The following is a 17,045-nucleotide window of genomic DNA, read 5'->3' as shown; positions in this document are numbered from 1 at the left end:
ATGCCTATTTATCTGTCTCGGTGAGGCCCTGAACAAAGAGCTTCTGCATTGCGATCACGACGAAGACCGGCGGGATCATCGCCAAAAGAGCCGTCATCATGATGATGTTCCATTGCGGAGATTGCTCTGCGGCCTCCAGCATCTGTTTGATGCTCATGACGATGGTGGTCATGTCAGTGTCGGTGGTGATCAGCAAGGGCCAGAGATACTGGTTCCAGCCGTAGATGAACAAGATCACGAAGAGCGCCGCGATATTGGTGCGGCTGAGTGGGATCACGATGTCCCAGAAGAACCGCATCGGCCCAGCGCCATCAATGCGCGCGCTCTCGAGCATTTCATCAGGGATCGTCAGGAACACCTGCCGGAACATGAAGGTCGCCGTGGCGGAGGCAATCAGCGGGATCGAAAGACCCCAGTAGCTGTTGAGCATGCCAAGATCCGCGACCACCTCGAATGTTGGCAGGATACGCACCTCGACCGGCAGCATCAGCGTGATGAAGATCAGCCAGAAGAACCCCATGCGGAAGGGGAACTTGAAGTAGACGATGGCAAAGGCCGAGATGAGCGAGATCGCGATCTTGCCCAGAGAGATCAGCATCGCCATCGCCAGAGAGTTCAACAACATCCGCCAGACCGGGGCGATCTCGGTGCCCGAAAGCCCCGAGCCAAACAGCGTCTGCTTGAAGTTTTCCCAGAAGTAGCTGCCCGGCAAAAGCGGAATAGGTGCCTGTGTCATGCGCACCGCATCATGGGTGGCGGCCACAAAGGTAATCCAGATGGGCAGCGCCACGATCGCGATGCCGAGGATCAGGATAATGTGGCTGACGATGTTCAGGATGGGTCTATTTTCAACCATCAGTACTGCACCCTTCTCTCGACAAAGCGGAACTGGACCACGGTCATGGCAATGACCAGCACCATCAGGATCACCGATTGTGCGGCAGAGCCGCCAAGATCAAGCCCGACAAAGCCGTCGTTGAACACCTTGTAAACAAGGATCGTGGTGGAATTTGCGGGACCGCCCTGCGTCACCGCGTGGATAATGCCGAAGGTGTCAAAGAAGGCGTAGACCGCGTTGATGACCAACAGGAAGAAGGTGGTCGGAGACACCAGCGGGAAGATGAAATCCTTGAACCGGCGGATCGGGCCTGCCCCATCAATCGCCGCCGCCTCGATCACCGAGCGCGGAATGGCCTGCATCGCCGCAAGATAGAACAGGAAGTTATAGGCGATCTGCTTCCAAGCGGAGGCAAAGACCACCAGAGCCATCGCCTGATTGCCGTTGAGATAGTGGTTCCAGTCCACGCCGACAAAATCAAGGATATAGGGGAAGATCCCCAGCGTCGGGTTGAACATGAACACCCAAAGCGCACCCGCCAGAACCGGCGCCACGGCGTAGGGCCAGATCAGGAGTGTGCGATAGGCCGTCGCGCCGCGCACCACCCGGTCCGCGAAGCCCGCAAGAATCAGGGCCAGCGACATAGACAGGATCGCTACGGCAGCGGAAAAGAAGATCGTCCGGCCAAAGGTGGCCAGGTAGATATCGTCCTCAAACAACAGCTCGAAGTTCTCCAACCAAACGAATTCGGTCGACAAACCAAAGGCATCCTCGATGAGGAACGACTGATAGACCGCCTGTGCGGCGGGCCAGATGAAAAACACCAAAGTGATCGCGATTTGAGGCGCGACCAGTAGGTAGGGCAGCAGGGAAGATGGGAAATGGACGCGTTTCAGCATAGGCGCCTCATGGTCCTTTCTAGAAAAAGGATAGAAAACGGCCCTACCCGGCCCCGCAAATGCTGCGAGACCGGGTAGAGCCTTTGGGCGATTACTTCGCGGAGCGCTCGAATTTGCGCAGCAGCGCGTTACCACGCTCAACGGCGGCATCGAGGGCTTCGGAGGCGGTCTTGTCACCAGCCCAGAGCGCTTCGAGCTCTTCGTTGATCACGTCACGCACCTGCACGAAGTTGCCAAAGCGGATCCCGCGGGAGTTCGGCGTCGGCGCGTTCAGGCTCAGCTGCTTGATCGCGGTGTCGGTGCCGGGGTTTTCGTCATAGAAACCCTGCTCCTTGCTCAGCTCATACGCGGCAGTGGTGATCGGCACATAGCCGGTTTCCTGGTGCCACCATGCCTGAACTTCGGGCGAGGAAAGATAGGTCATGAACTGCGCCAGACCCTTGTATTCCTCGGCCTCGTGACCGGCCAGCGCCCAGAGGGTCGCACCGCCGATGATGGAGTTCTGAGGCGCGTCCGCAACCGAGGTGTCGAGCGGCAGCATGGTCTGGCCGAATTCGAACTCTGCCTGCTCGACCATGGAGCCGTAATAGGCCGAGGAATTCATCCACATCCCGCATTCACCGTTGGTGAACAGCGGCAGGCTGTCGCCGCGACGACCGCCATATTTGAAGAGGTTGCCCTCGCTCATGGAGGCGATGTCCTCGAGGCGGGCCGCAACCTGCTCGTTGTTGAAGGTGAACTCGGTGTCGAACCCGGCAAAGCCGTTTTCCTTGGTGCCCATCTCGATGTTGTGCCAAGCCGAGAAGTTCTCAACCATCACCCAGGACTGCCAACCGAAGGACAGGCCGCACTCCATGCCGTTGTCGACCAGCGCCTGAGCAGCGGATTTCACGTCATCCCAGGTTTCCGGGACATCGACGCCTGCGGATTTGAAGGCATCGGCATTGTACCACAGAACCGGTGTCGAGCTGTTGAACGGCATCGACAGCAGTTCCCCCTCGGGGGTCTGGTAATAAGAAATCACCGCGGGCAGATAGTCGGATTTGTCAAAGGCTTCGCCCGCATCGGACATCATCTGCTCGATGGGGTAGATCGCCCCTTTGGCAGCCATCATGGTGGCGGTGCCCACTTCGAACACCTGTACAAGGTGCGGCTGCTCACCCGCGCGGAACGCGGCCACGGCGGCGGTCATGGTTTCAGTGTAGTTGCCCTTGTAGGTGGGCACGATTTTATACTCGGACTGGCTGGCGTTGAAGTCTGCCGCCATCTTGTCGATGCGCTCGCCATTGGCGCCGCCCATGGCGTGCCACCACTGGATTTCGGTCTCGGCCCAGGCGGCCCCGGCGGTCAGAGCGGTCGCCAGTGCGCAGCTCAGTGCAATTTTTGAAACACCCATTGTTATCTCCTCCAAAGGTCGTTCGAGGGGCAGCATTTGACAGGATGCGTCATAATTCAAGTGAAAGTTTCACAACAGTGACATAACAGTATATTATAAATACTGTCATCAGGCTCGGAAAATTCACCGCAGGAAGGACGCAACAGTGCAGTTTAAACTCCGCCAGCTTCAGGCTTTCAGGGCCGTTGCGGAAACCGGCAGCATCACCAAGGCGGCAGAGGCGCTTGGCGTCTCGCAGCCTGCAGTGAGTCGCCTGATTTCGGATTTTTCCGCGTCCATGGACCTGGAATTGTTCCAGCGCCGCCGCGGCATCCTCGAACCGACAAGCGATTCTCGCCATCTTCTGACCGAGGTGCGCCGGATTCTCGCAGGGCTTGATCACCTAGAAGATCTGCGCCGCGATCTGAAGGAACGCACGGGCGGGCACATGCGGATTGCCTGCCTGCCGGGATTTGCCACCTCTCATCTGCCTCAGGTTCTTGCCCAGTTTATGAAGGAACGCCCCGGCGTCACCGTGGCGCTGGAACCCGACCGCCCCGAGCGCATCCTGGAGTGGATCATAGGAGAGCAATATGACTGTGGTATAACGGATGACTTTGCCGGCCACCCCGCCACCGAGAGCATTGATCTCTTTGTGCGTTCGGCCTGCATCCTGCCTCCAAGGCATCCGCTCGAGCACAAGACCATCATCACCCCGCGCGATCTGGCCGGTGAAAAACTCATTCATACCCGGCGCGACAGCGGCTTTTATCGTCGTCTGTCCCGGGCCTTTGCGGAATATGAAACGGAGATGAACAGCCTCATTGAGGTGCGCCAGTTTACCACTGCCTGCCTCATGGTGCGCGAGGGCGTGGGGGCCTCGGTGGTGAGTGCGCTGGACGCTGAGGGGTTTCGCGACAGAGGGATTGTGATCAAACCTTTCGAGCCAAAGATCCACCACCGGTTGTCGATCCTCTTCCCCAGCGCCGTCAGCGTGCCGCGCGTGGTGCGTGATTTTATGGATGTCTTTGTCGAAAGCCTCTCCCCGGTGCTGGCCTCGCCCGCACCGAAATAGGCGCGGGAGGCATGCGACTAGAGACTGTCTAAGTGGTCGCGATTGTGGTGTGAGAAACCGGGGGAGGCCTGTCATCTCGGGCCTCGGCGCCGGACATGCCGTCGCACGCGGGCCTATTTCCCCCGAAACATAAGTTGGGACATGTGCCAGTGCGCCGCAGACGTAATGGAACTCAAAGCGGCGTTGCGCCCCACCCACATGGCGAGCGGGGCGCAGAGGGGCGTTATACCGCGAGGGTGATTGCCTTGGCGCGGGTGTAGGCATCAACACCTTCCAGCCCTTTTTCGCGACCAAAGCCAGACTTGCGATTGCCGCCGAAGGGCAGTTCGATGCCCCCTGCCCAATAGTCGTTCACCGTCACCTGCCCCGCATCAATGCGGCGCGCCATGCGCAGGGCGGTTGAAGTGTCCTTGGTGTAGACCCCCGCCGCCAGCGCAAACTCTGTACCATTGGCCAGAGCAAGTGCTTCGTCTTCGTCGTCGAAAACCTGCACGCCGAGCACGGGACCGAAGATTTCCTGCTGGATGGCCGGGTCATCCGCAGAGAGCGCGTCCAGAATTGTCGGTTCAAAGAACCAACCCTTGCCCGTGGCAGGGTCTGTGGTTGCCTGACCGCCGCAAAGGATTTCGACGCCTCGGGCGCGCGCGCGCTCAACGTGGCCGCTGATTGCCGCCTGATGGCGTTCGGAGTTGAGTGCCCCCATATCCGGGTTGTGCAGCCCATGACCGAACCGCAGGGTCGTGGCCTTCTTCACCAGACGTTCGAGCACCTGCGCATGGAGGTCGCGGTGAACCACCAGCCGTGAACCCGCCGAACAGATCTGCCCCGCGTTGGAAAAGATCGCCCAGAGCGCGCCCTCGGCCACTTTCTCGGCATCTGCATCTGCAAAGGCCACCAACGGGGATTTGCCGCCGAGTTCCAGCGTCAGTCCGGTGACATTGGGGGCGACGGCCTGCATCACGCCAACGCCGGTCTGCACCGAACCGGTAAAGGTCACATGGCGCACCCGGGGATCGCGCACCAAGGGCGCGCCTGCTTCCGGTCCGGTGCCGGTCACAACATTCACCACGCCCGCAGGCAGCCCGGCGCGGATCAACAGCTCTGCGATCATCAGTGCCGTATAGGGCGTGGTTTCGGCCGGTTTCACCACCGCCGAACACCCCGCTGCAAGCGCCGGCGCGATCCCGCGCACCAGCGTCGAGGTGGGATAGTTCCACGGCACGATATGCGCCGTGACACCGACTGGTTCGCGCAGGGTGAAGGCCGCGTTGTCATTGCCGAGGTTCACGCTGCGCCCATCGAGCTTGTCTGCCGCGCCGGCATAATACTCAAAGAGCCGCGCCGAGCCCTGCACGTCGCCGTAGGCTTCGGCCAGCGTTTTGCCGCTATCAAGGCTCTCGATTACAGCCAGCCAGTCAGCTTCGGCGCGCATCAGGCGTGCGGCCTCCATCAACACCGCACAGCGCGTCGCCGGCGCGGTGTCGCGCCAGATTGCAAACCCCGCCACAGCGCTGCTGACCGCTCGGTCCACATCCACAGCGGTGCCAGCGGCAAAATCCCCAAAGGCGGTGGCTCTGCCGGGATCAAAGCTCTCCATCCGGTTGCCGGTTTCAGCCGGAACAAGGCGACCGTCGATAAAGTGATCGCGCGGCAGATCCGACAGGCGCCCGTTGGCGAAATAGGTAGAGATTAAGGCGTCAACGCTCATTGGTCGTCCTCGCTGCATTTGTAGGTGGATTTGGCCAGCCACTCGGGGCAAATCTCCACGCCCCAACCGGGGGCGTCGGTGACAAGCGCCTGGCCATTGGTGATCTGAAAGGGATCATTTGCGAACAAGGTGCGCTGCCAGGGATAGTAGTCGTCGCCTTCGATGGAGAACTCCAGATAGCGACCGGGATTGGGCAGCGCACGCATCAGGTGCATGGTGAAGAGCGTCACCAGCGAAAGATTCGCCGCATGGGGCGTACAGGGCAGCCCTGCCGCATGGCCCATGCGGGCCACTTCCATGCTGCGCACCATCCCGCCGAGATAGAGGATATCCGGTTGGATGATGTCGACCACACGGTTCTCGATCATACGCTTCCAGTGCTGCAGATCGCAGTCCTGCTCGCCCCCCGCCACATCGATCCCAAGCGCTTGGGTGACCTCGCGGGTCTGCTCCTGCTCCCAATAGGGACAGGGTTCTTCAAAATGCTCGTATCCGTTGGCCTCCAGCATTCTGCCGACCTCGATCGCGCGGGCGGGGCTGAAGCCAGAATTGCCGTCGACCAGCAAGGCAGCTTGCGCTCCCATCGCCTTGCACATGGCGGGAATGATCGCCTCGGTGCGACCCTCCCATTCGTCACGGTCCTGACCGCATTCAGCCCCTACACGGACTTTGAAGGCGTCAAACCCATGCGCGTCGCGCAGCCTCTGCATACGCTCGGCCTCGGCCTCTGGGGTGATGTCGCGGCGCATGGAGGAGGCATACGCCCGGACCGGCCCTGCAGACCCACCCAAAAGCTCTGCCACCGGCTTGCCCTGAGCTTTGCCGCGCCAGTCCCACACGGCGGTGTCGAGACCGGCCATGGCGCGGCGCAGATAGGTGCCGGGGAATTTATGTTCGCGCAGGGGAATTTCGGCAATCACCTCTTCCAGCGCATCCATACCCCGCCCGAGTGCCCAGGGCGCGACCTGCCGATGCAGGATCTCCGAGGTCAGATCGCTGTTGTAGGTGGAGACCTGCCCCCAGCCTTGGCTGCCATCCTCCGCAGTCACCCGCACAAAGCCAATGAGCGGCGTGCAGAAGGTTTCGATCTTGCTGATGCGCGGGCCAGTGTCGTCGGCACCGCGCGCATGTGTCACCGGCATTGCGCCGGACGTGGAATAAGGCGTGCTCATGCGTCCTCCAGAATGAGACCGGCCGCGCGGGTGGCAAGCATCATGGTTGGGGCGTTGGTGTTGCCCGAGGTGATATTCGGGAAGACCGAGGCATCAACGACCCGCAGCCCCGCGACCCCATGCACCTTGAGCCGAGGGCAAACCACGGACTTGGTGCTGTCTGCACCCATGCGACAGGTGCCGACCGGGTGAAACACGGTGCCGCAGCGCTCGCGAAAGTCCGCTAGGATCTGCTCCGGTGTCATCTCGCGCAGATCCTCGCCCATGGGCGCGGCGATCAAGCGGCTGAGCGCCTCGGTCTTGGCGATCTTCTGACAGAGCAGCCCGCCTGCGATCACCTGCGCCTGATCTTCCTGAGCAGCCAGCGAGTCCGGCCTGATCCGGGGCGGCGCAAGCGCGTCGGCGGCGGAAATGTCGATTCGCCCCCGGCTGATGGGCCGGGTGGGCTGAAACCCAAGGATAAAGCCCGCAAAGGGGTCGGGCTGCACCACCGTGCGTTTGCCGTCCGGTGTGGTGGTATAGGTCACGGGGTTGAAGTAAAGCTGCTGATCAGCCGCCCGCTGCCCCGCATCCGAGCGAAAAAATCCACCACATTGGTTGACCGAGAGCGCGAGCGGCCCGCGCCGCGTGAGCGCATATTGCAGCGCTGCGCGGATCTTGCCATGGAGCGGCCTCAGCACGTTGTTGAGCGTGGGTTCGGTGGCACGGAAATAATAGTTTATGCCCAGATGATCCTGCAGGTTGCCACCTACATGAGGCGCATCCATCAGCGGCGCGATCCCATGCTCACGCAGCAGCTCCGCGGGGCCAAGCCCCGAGAGTTGCAAGATGCGCGGTGAATTTACAGCCCCTGCCGCGAGAATGATCTCTCGCCCGGCCTGCAAGGACTGCGCGCGCCCCTTGTGGACCACCTCGACGGAGGTGGCCCGCTTTCCCTCAAAGCCGATCCGCTCCACCAGAACGCCCGTCATCAGCGTCACATTTGCGCGCCGGAGCGCAGGAGCCAAACAGGCGCGCGCCGAATGCATCCTGCGCCCACCGCTGGTGTTGATCCGGTAGACGCCCGCGCCTTCGGGGGTGATACCGTTCATATCGGGTGTCCGTGGCAGACCCAGCTCTTTCGCTGCGGCAAAGAAATGCCGGTTGGCCCGGTGGATCTGGTCCGAGACATCCTGAACGTGAATCGGCCCCTCGCCGGTGCGGGTGCCATCGACATCAAAGCGGCTCTCAAGGCGCTCATAGGTTTTCTGGACCGCGTCCCAGTTCCAGCCCGTCGCGCCCGCCTCTTCCCAATCGTCGAAATCGCGCGCCAGGCCACGGGCGTAGACAAGCGCATTGATCGCACCCGATCCCCCCACGACCTTGCCACGCGGCCAATATCCGGCGCGTCCGCCCAGTGTCTCTTCGGGTTCAGTCTGATATTTCCAGTTCACCGCCGGGTCATAGAAGGTCTTGCCGTAGCCAAGCGGCAACGCGATCCATGGTGTGCGCGGGCGACCTCCGGCCTCCAGCACAAGCACACTATGGCGGCCATTGGCGCTCAGGCGCTCGGCCAGCACACAGCCCGCGGATCCGGCTCCCACAATGATATAGTCAAAGTCACGCATCGCGATGTTGGTCTCCATTCATCGCGCCAGCGTTACAGCTCCGGCTCCAATCCCCATAACGAAAAATAATTCGCCGTAACCTTAAAAATATTCGCAGATTGGTGTAGAGCAAAACCATGTATCAGGAATTGCCCCCTCTGCCATGGCTGCGCGCTTTTGATGCCAGCGCCCGGCTTGGAAACTTCACCCTCGCCGCCCAGGAGCTTGGGCTGACGCCCTCTGCAGTCAGCTACCAGGTGCGTGGACTTGAGGCGACGCTCGGCCACAAGCTCTTTGTGAGAAAGCAAAAATCGCTATTCCTGACACGGCTGGGACAGGCTTACCTGCCCGTGGTGAGCAAGGCATTTGGCGATCTGGAGGCCACCACGTCGAACCTCTTTGGCAAGAGTGCTGCGCAAGAAATCACGCTCAGGTGCCTGAGTTCGCTCAACATGCTGTGGCTTGCGCCGCGGCTTTCGCGTTTTCAGGCGCAGCACCCGGACTGCCGCCTGCGGGTGCTCTCGGCGCTTTGGGGTGAGACCCCAGAGGCGCTGCAGATCGACATCGACATTCGCTATGGCAATGGCAGTTGGTCAGATGGCGAGGTGACGCGTCTGATGCATCACGAGGTGCTCGCTGTCTGTGCGCCTGCGCTGCATCCCGGCCCCGATCCGCAGGCGATTGCGTCCTGCCCGCTGATTGAGGTGATTGGCGTCACCGACACATGGCATCACTTCTTTGCCCTGCATGGGCTCGCACCTCCCTCTTCTGGGCCGGCGTTGAAGGTCGACCAATCGCTGATCGCGCTTGAGCTCGCCACGCGTGGCATGGGCGTTGCGCTGATCGCCCGTGTCTTTGCCCAGCGCTATCTGGAGAGCGGTGCCTTGGTGGAGGCGACGGACCTCGCCCTGCCCGCGCGCGAGGGGCACTACATCGTGCAGCCGGAGGCCCGCAATCACTTTCGCCCGGAAGTCGCGGCGCTCAAAGACTGGCTCTTGCAGGAGGCCGCGCAAACAGGCTGTTGATCTCCCCCGGCGCAGAGGCGCACCGGGAGAGATCTGGCTTCATCAATTTGTCGCAACACTCAGCGGATAGTCCACGTTGAGCGAAAGCGCCGGGATCTGTGGGCGTTGCTGGCCCTCGGTCAGCTCCGGCACCCGCGAGGAGGTAAACAGCACCAGTTCCTGCAGAGAATTGAACCCGTTACGATCCCCGACACGGTTGTCTGCAAGACCACGCAGCCCCTCGAGAAGTGCCGCCGTAAAGGCGCCGTGTCCGCCGCCAAAGCTCTCGTCTTCAAAGCTGAGCTCTGAGCCGGAGGAAGAGGCAAACACTACGGCACCTGTGCCCTTTGTGAGGTTTTGCACCGCATCCTCGGCCACCACCCGCTCGCTGCCCGCGCCAGAGTGGCAGATGTCGAGCAACATCAGCGCATTCTGATTGAGCGGGCGGTTCTCGAGGTAGTCGCGGAACCGGTCCACGCTCATGCCGGTATAGGGTTTGGCCAAATCGCCCTCGTGGGTCATGAAGTAGAGCTCCTGCTCCTCGTCGACCACGCCATGCCCGGCCAGAAACAGCACCACGACATCATCATCTGAGGATTGATCGAGAAACTCGTTCATCTGGATACGGACGTTGCGTTCTGTGGCCTCGGCGTCGGTCAGAACCTTGGTCTCGACCCTGTTAAACAGCCTGCCCTCCTGCGCTTCCATCAGCTTGGCCAGCTCGGTTGCGTCGCGGTCGGCAAAGTTGAGGTTCTGGCTTGAGCGTTCGTAGTCCGAGACACCAACCCCAAAGAACCAGAGCGTTTGGCCAGAGGGTTTCTCGTCCGGGGCCTCGCCGCCTTCGCGCATGATTTCGAGCGTCTGCGTCTGGATGCGCGCATCGCGCCATACCAGCGAGGCCTCGATCACGTTGCGACCCGGATTGAGGTCAAAGCGACGACTGAAACCCACGGTCTCCTGCCCGTCAAAGAACGCCTCTTCCTCAAACCCGCGAGATTTCAGAACCCGGCGCCCGTTGAGCGTATATTCGATCTCGGGGTCTGCGAGGTCCACACTGTCCTTGACCACCTCAAGTTCGACCACAAAGGTCTCTTCCTCTGTCGTGCTGCGCTGAGGCGAGATCAATCGGACCGCATAGGGCGCCTCAAACACATCGGCATCCACGTCCACACCATCATCCGGCAGCGCCTCGCCCTGAGCGATGGCCTCCAACAGGTTGCGGATCAGGCCGGGGCGCTCATAGTTCTCCGAAAGCGCCGAGAACGGAAGGTAGTTGTCACCAAGTGACCAATAGACATCCTCGGTGCCCGCCAGCGACGCTGTGTAGCGCCCGTCCGGGGTATAGGCGATCCATTCGCCGTTCTTGCGCGGTGCAATGGTCAGCGCCTGTTGCATTTGGTTCAGATCAATAAAGATCAGCTCGTTGCCCGTGGTGAGACCGATTGCCAGATTGCGATCTTCGTGGGTTTCCAGATGGCGCAGGTTATGCGGAAAGGTCAGCTCCTTGCCGTCGAGCGCCACATGATCCCAGAACCACTCCAGCGTACGGCCGTCGGCAAGCGCGATTTCGTAATTGGCACTGGGTGTCTCGCGGCCCGTGTTCTTGCCAGTGTTGGGATCATGCAAATACCAGCGGCCCTTGCCTCGGAACTTGAGCGCCTCGCCCCCCTCGGCCCAGTCCATCTGGAAGAACCGCGCCTCCGCCTGAAAACTGGTCACTTCGCTGTTGCGCTGGGGATCATAGATGGTGACCACGCGGCCATTGGTGGTGCCCTGCTTGAACCCAGCCATCCAGGACGAGGTCACCGCCAGCTTGCCATCGTCCGACAGGCGGACATAGACGGCCGGATCATAGATATCATTGTAGCGCACAGGCTCTGACACGATGTCAAAGCGCTTCTGCATCACCACATTGAGCGTTGCCTTCTCGATCACATAGATGTTGGAGACCGGGCGCTGGAACGGCCCCTCCCCTTGCGGCACGGTCCCCACAGCAATGTGGGTGTCGTTTTCACGCATGCTGTAGGGCGTGCCGTCGATCTGCTTCACCACCTCGCTGCGGAAGGTGGTGGTGTCAAAGCGCAGCATCCGCCCATCTTCGTCGAACGTAAACAGAACCGAGCCATCCGCACTGAGCGGCTTCCAGGTCTGGTATACCTCCCCTTCGATCCGGTGCACGCGGCGGCCGGTCTTGATGTTCCAGACGCTTGTGCCTTCGCTGTCACGTGAGAGCACCAGATCCTGTGAGGGCACCATGGTGAGGCCACGGCCCTTGTGCGCCGCGCCGTCCTTGCGTTGATCAACACGCAGGTTCTGGGTGTCGAGATAGACAATCTGATCATCCAGCGTAGTGACGTAATGCTGCCCGTCCGGCGTGAAGCCACCATAGTGAATCTTTTCCGGGTCGCCCTCAAATGTGGCGGTCACCTTGAGGCTCGGCACATCCACGAGCGCCAGCCGGGTGGTGTTGGTGAAGGTATCGGCGATCATAACCTTGGGCTCTGTGGGATGCGCAATGAGATTGAAAGTCATCGCAGGCATCCGCTTGCGCGCGACCTCGCGCCAATCTGCAGTTGCCCAGACGATCAGCTCATAACTGTTGTTCATGCCCACCAGATACTTCCCATCCGGTGTGTTCGCGAACCCATGCACGCGGCCCGCGTTGCGCAGGGTGGTGACGGGCCGCAACGATTGCGCATCGCGGACCACCGCCGTTGACGTGCGCGGCGACTTGGTCACGATATGCGCGCCATCCCCGGTCCAGATGATTTGCTCGGATCCCCGAATGGTGCCCATCTTGGTGACCGCGCGAAACTGGCGCGTGGCCATGTCATAGACCCGCAGGTAGCCGTTGCGATCACTAAAGGCCACCGCATCCGAAAAGGGTGACCAGGAGATTTCATCAATCTCGAGCGCGTTGGGCAATTGGCTGTGCATGAGCCCGGTGCGCATATCGTAGATATAAAGCAGATTGTCCGTGACCCCCGTCACCCCGACAAAGGACGATTTGACCGCGATATAGCGCCCATTGGGCGAGATTTCGCGCGAGCTGCCACCAATAGGCAGCTGGTGAACCCGAAGCATGCGTTCCAGGTCCCAGACCTGTGCCGGCGTATTGCCGGTCACTGCAAACCGGCCATCCGGGCTCAGCGTAAGCGACCGCGCATCAAGCCAGCCTGAGGTCGAGATCTGCGGCGCCGAGATATTGCCGTAGGGACGGATTTCAACCCGACGGTTGATCTGCTTGCCGCCCTCTGTCGCGTTGGTCGCAAGCGGGATGCGCGGACCATATCCAACGGTTTGCAACCGCTCCGGCGCAATGCCCGCATTCTCGACAAAATAGCGCTCAACCGATTTGGCGCGTGCGTCGCTCAGCGGCAGGTTGATCTTGTCGCTGCCGGTGCTGTCGGTATGGCCCTCAATGAGAAATACGTAGTTCTCTGCACCGCGCGCTTTCAGCGCATCGGCGGCCTCGCGCAGCACACCAAGGCCTGCCTCGCGAATATCCGCTTTTCCGGTGGCGAACTCCACCGTCACACGCAAGCTGTCGCCAAAGCGCTGCTCCCAGTCCTTGAGAAAGGGATTCTCTGCAAAAAAGCGATCCCGCTGCCCCTGAAGCCGCAACGCATTTCGGATACGGTTCTCGCGCCCCGCAATCCAGTTTTCCGAAAAGCCGCCATAGTCCTTGGCGCGCTGCAAGAGCCGGTTGGCCTGATCGAAATCACGCGCGTGGACACGGTTGTCGACGTAATCGCCCAGAATGTTGCGATAGGCCCTGCCATTCACCGAGGAGAGGTATTTCTCAAAGACCGGAACTGCTTTGTCATATTGCGCGGATTCATTGGCAAAGCGGGCATATTGGTTGATCGCATTGTCCAACTCCCCCTGCGTTGGCGCCATCTCGATCGCGCGCATCCCATAGCCCTCGGCCTTTTGGGGATCGAACTTGAATTCGCTCCACGCCCAGTTGGCGGCGATCAAGACATGATAGTTGTTGGGAAAATCCCGAAGCCCCTGGTTCAGGACCGCAATCCCCGCGTCAAAGTCGTCATTGCCGATCGAACCAAAGGCATCATGCGCAGCCTCGGGCGATGGGTTCATCTGATAGGCTGCACGAAACAGGCTATGGGCGTCCCGCGGCAGGTTGAAATCTTCCCAAAGGATCTTTCCGATATGGCGCAGCGCGCCATCGCTGCGGTTGGTATTGGCCCAGTCGATTGCCTCACGAATGGTATTGAGACGGGTATTGCGATCGGCCCGCTCCGCGCTCAGCACGCGCAGACGATTGTCGAGCCATGCGGTCAAAGCATCCGGCTGCGTCGAGCGGCGCAGGGCCTGCTCAAAGTAGCGGTCTGCCGCACGGCGATCCCCGTTGCTGCGTGCCAGAACCCCGCGCACATAATCATAGACCCAATCCTGCGCTGGCCCGGTACGTTCGTAGGTTGCAAGCCAATCAAGCGCCGCCGCCTCGCCTTGACGGTTCTTGAGGTTAAAAAAGGCGTATTGCACAAAAAACGCGTGATGCGGCCAGGCTTTGGCCCCTTCCAAGTAGTAGTCGAATGCCTCTTCATAGCGTTTCTGGCGCTCAAGCGTGTAGCCGAGGTTGGTAAAACCAAGACCGAGCGAGGGGTCGCGCCTGATGCCCTCTTTGTAAAGTTGTTCGACGTCTTTGAGATCCCCGCCGCTCTGATCCAACGCCCAGGCCCGCGCCACATACCCAGCCGGGGTATCGGGGTGTTTCTCGGCAATCCAGCCCCGGATCTGCGCCCGCAAGGCGCCACTGTCGCGCGAGACGGACAGCTCGATCAATGCGCCAAGATCCTTCCCTTCGCAATATCGGCACTCCAGCGCCTGCACGGAGCCCCCCCACGATAGGGGTAAGGTCAGCAAAAGTATGGCTCGGAATAGGGCAGTTCGGATCACGGAACGTCTCCTGTAAGGATCAGTTGAAAGTCAGGCTGAATTGAAAACTCCGGCGCGCGGCATTGCCCGCTGCGTCGCGTGTTTCAATTTCGATGGAATGGGGACCGGGCCCTTCGGGGAGCTCGATCTCGGCGCGAAACGGTCCGCGCGAGGAATAGCGGCTGCTCAGAGATCCGTTGACACGCAGCGAAGCAATCTCGCTTTCATCCTGCGCCATGCCCTCGAGGCGGAAAAGACGGCTTTGCACGGGGATCACCGCATCCGCGCTGTCAAAGGCCTCGGGCGCCGGGTTGGTGAGCACAATCAGTGGCGCCTCGCGATCGGCTTGCGCGGGATCCGGGGCAATGTGGTCGATGCTCAGGACCAGAGCCGCCACATCCGCCTCTCCACTTGCGGCTTCGAAACCGATGCCTGACGCGAGCAACTCCATCTCATCTTGTGGCACGAGACGGTTGCCAAGCGCACTGCGCAGCCGTGCCTCCACGCTGCCGGATCCGCGCGCCATACGCATCGCAATGGTTTCCGGATCGAGCGGCTCCTGCGCGTAAAGCAAGACATAGTAATCGGTTCCAACCGTGTCATTGAGCCGGGTGAAATGCTGCTCTGTCGGCCCCGGCAACAGCATCGTGGTTCCGCCATGGGTATAGGGCGTCACCCGGTCGCCGCGGGGAAACAGGCTCACATAGTCGCCGCTGGAATCGCCCCCGATCACATATAGTGCGCCGTTGAATTTGCTTGAGGCCTCGACCCGAAAGCGCGTGCCCGATGGCAGGGGTTTGCGGATTTTGTAACCGCCTTCGCTGCGCGTCACGTCCAGCTCATTGCCCGAGAGATGCAGCACCCGTGCGCTGCCCGCCATATCGACCACCCGAGGCGGCGGAGGTGGATCGGGCGGCAGCACCTCATAGCCCTCATAGACGAAAGCGTTGAAATCCTCGTATGAAATCCAGAAATAGCCGCGGTTGCCCCATCCCGCACTCCAGGAATTGACCACTTCGAAAGCGCCGCCACCGCGGGTGTCATCATACCCCACCACGGTCATCGCATGCGCCCCCAGCGTGTTGCTGCGCAGCTCACTCCATTCAGTAGAGGTTGGCTCCCAGATGCCACTGCCGCTGTGGCGCATGAACCCGTCGCCCACCCCCATGACGATCACAACCGGATTGCCATTGGCCAGCGCGCGCCGGGTTGCGACGTGCTTGTTGCGGCCATAGCCCCCCCAGAGGCGTGAATAGCCTTTGATCCGGAACTGGCTCGCTTTGTCGCGCAGGCTCGCCGAAGGCTGTGCCGTGCAGGAATATTGATCATAGGGAAAGTCGCGCAAGAGCGACACGCCCTGCCGCTGCATCAGCGTCAACGCCTCTGCGACATAAGACCCGTTGCAGCCAGGCTGGTGGATCTGGTTGAACACATAAGACGGCGACAGCACCAGGTCGCGCAGCCGATCAGTGTTCTCAACCTCGAGATCCTTGGCCTTGAGCAAGGTGCGCGCCGCATAAGCGGTGGCCCAGCCCACACAGCTGCCCTGCTGGCCCTGATCGCCCACCGGGGGTACAAATCGTTTGAGCGACAGCTGAGGTGGGGCGCTCAGATAATCGCCCCGCGCAAGCGGTGCGGACTTTGGCACCGCCGCATAGACCTCTGGATCGGCGACAGCACCCAGACTATAGGTCTGTGCCTGCGCTTTCGATGGGGCCAGCGCGGATAGACCCAAAGACATGAGCCCACAGGTGGCCAGGCCAAGCGACAGACAAACCGCCGCAGATTGCGCGGTACGACCAAGGCCCCGGATCGTCGAAGAAGAAACCAAAATTTGCCTTCCAAATTGAGCGTCTCGGGCTCAGACCGCCATAGGCGACGTAGCCCAGCGTGCGAGAAAGGGATGAGTAGAACAGGTGCTGGGGAGCAAAAACGTGATGGATGAAACCAAAATGGCGCTTGCACCCTGAAACGACAGGCAAGCGCCGGACTGTATATTCTACCCGGCCGCTTTGGATGCACCCCGATCGACAATCGCCATAAACCATCCCCCGTTTGTGTATCTTTGCGTCGTCCCAGCTTTCTATCCTTACGGCTCTGTTACGTCAGGTCAAGAATTTGCACGCCTTGCCTCACCTGGCCGAAGATATGAGGAACAACGCGATACCGCGTGATGCGAAGCTGCGCGCCCTGCGGTTGGGAAACTTGATGGCGTCCATACAGACAATCCGTTTCGGCTTGCCACGGAGTTCGCAAGGCTCGGGACCTCGGGCACAGCTTCACGTCGCAGTACCAAACTGAAGCCTTTCCACCAATTCGGAAACGCTCAGAACCGACCTGGTCTGAGCCGAGACAAAGACTGGATTGCTAACGCGCCTCTGCGCGGCAAATGCGAAATGCCCGAGTTGCTTTCGCCCCCCCAAGCGGGGGCAAACGAAGCAAAGCCAATGGACAATTCTTAGAAAGAAATCTTTGGTCGATTCTCT

The 17,045-nt window shown here is 60.7% G+C and carries 10 protein-coding genes; 2 read left to right on the top strand and 8 right to left on the bottom strand.

Going from position 1 to position 17,045, the window contains the following annotated elements; genetic code table 11:
- Nucleotides 1-4: 4 nt before the first annotated feature.
- The 3 genes from ugpE to ugpB form a co-directional block, all read right to left on the bottom strand.
- Nucleotides 5-856, bottom strand: coding sequence for a sn-glycerol-3-phosphate ABC transporter permease UgpE (gene ugpE, locus TM1040_RS08570; protein ID WP_011538196.1), 852 nt, complete (start codon nucleotides 854-856; stop codon nucleotides 5-7).
- Nucleotides 856-1,737, bottom strand: a complete 882-nt coding sequence (gene ugpA, locus TM1040_RS08565; protein WP_011538195.1) for a sn-glycerol-3-phosphate ABC transporter permease UgpA — start codon at nucleotides 1,735-1,737, stop codon at nucleotides 856-858. The genes ugpE and ugpA overlap by 1 nt, the downstream gene beginning before the upstream one ends.
- A gap of 91 nt (nucleotides 1,738-1,828) precedes the next feature.
- Nucleotides 1,829-3,133, bottom strand: coding sequence for a sn-glycerol-3-phosphate ABC transporter substrate-binding protein UgpB (gene ugpB, locus TM1040_RS08560; protein WP_011538194.1), 1,305 nt, complete (start codon nucleotides 3,131-3,133; stop codon nucleotides 1,829-1,831).
- A 145-nt stretch (nucleotides 3,134-3,278) separates the two neighbouring features.
- Between ugpB and TM1040_RS08555 the strand changes: the two genes are divergently transcribed.
- Nucleotides 3,279-4,187: a LysR substrate-binding domain-containing protein gene (locus TM1040_RS08555; protein WP_011538193.1), complete on the top strand. Its 909-nt coding sequence runs from the start codon at nucleotides 3,279-3,281 to the stop codon at nucleotides 4,185-4,187.
- 223 nt (nucleotides 4,188-4,410) lie between these two features.
- Here the strand turns inward: TM1040_RS08555 and TM1040_RS08550 are convergent, their stop codons facing one another.
- From TM1040_RS08550 to TM1040_RS08540, 3 genes are read right to left on the bottom strand one after another with little or no spacing between them, the layout of a single operon-like run.
- A complete protein-coding gene (locus TM1040_RS08550) occupies nucleotides 4,411-5,895 on the bottom strand; it encodes an aldehyde dehydrogenase family protein (protein ID WP_011538192.1) in 1,485 nt (494 codons plus the stop codon).
- Nucleotides 5,892-7,067, bottom strand: a complete 1,176-nt coding sequence (locus tag TM1040_RS08545) for a mandelate racemase/muconate lactonizing enzyme family protein (protein WP_011538191.1) — start codon at nucleotides 7,065-7,067, stop codon at nucleotides 5,892-5,894. The genes TM1040_RS08550 and TM1040_RS08545 overlap by 4 nt, the downstream gene beginning before the upstream one ends.
- Nucleotides 7,064-8,674, bottom strand: a complete 1,611-nt coding sequence (locus TM1040_RS08540; protein WP_011538190.1) for a GMC family oxidoreductase — start codon at nucleotides 8,672-8,674, stop codon at nucleotides 7,064-7,066. Before TM1040_RS08540 ends, TM1040_RS08545 begins: the two co-directional genes overlap by 4 nt.
- A 116-nt stretch (nucleotides 8,675-8,790) precedes the next feature.
- Here TM1040_RS08540 and TM1040_RS08535 point away from each other — a divergent pair, with 116 nt between their 5' ends.
- A complete protein-coding gene (locus TM1040_RS08535; protein WP_011538189.1) occupies nucleotides 8,791-9,678 on the top strand; it encodes a LysR substrate-binding domain-containing protein in 888 nt (295 codons plus the stop codon).
- Nucleotides 9,679-9,720: 42 nt separating this feature from the next.
- On the opposite strand, the gene TM1040_RS08530 is transcribed toward TM1040_RS08535, so the two are convergent.
- The gene (locus TM1040_RS08530; protein ID WP_254658863.1) at nucleotides 9,721-14,466 is read right to left on the bottom strand and encodes an OmpA family protein; all 4,746 of its coding nucleotides are present in this window, start codon (nucleotides 14,464-14,466) and stop codon (nucleotides 9,721-9,723) included.
- Nucleotides 14,467-14,599: 133 nt separating this feature from the next.
- Nucleotides 14,600-16,390, bottom strand: coding sequence for a C1 family peptidase (locus TM1040_RS08525; protein WP_254658862.1), 1,791 nt, complete (start codon nucleotides 16,388-16,390; stop codon nucleotides 14,600-14,602).
- Nucleotides 16,391-17,045: the final 655 nt, after the last annotated feature.

It is taken from the genome of Ruegeria sp. TM1040 (genome assembly GCF_000014065.1).
Lineage (GTDB): Bacteria > Pseudomonadota > Alphaproteobacteria > Rhodobacterales > Rhodobacteraceae > Epibacterium.
Note: the sequence above shows the minus strand (reverse complement) of the source record. Positions and strands in the feature narration are given on the sequence as shown.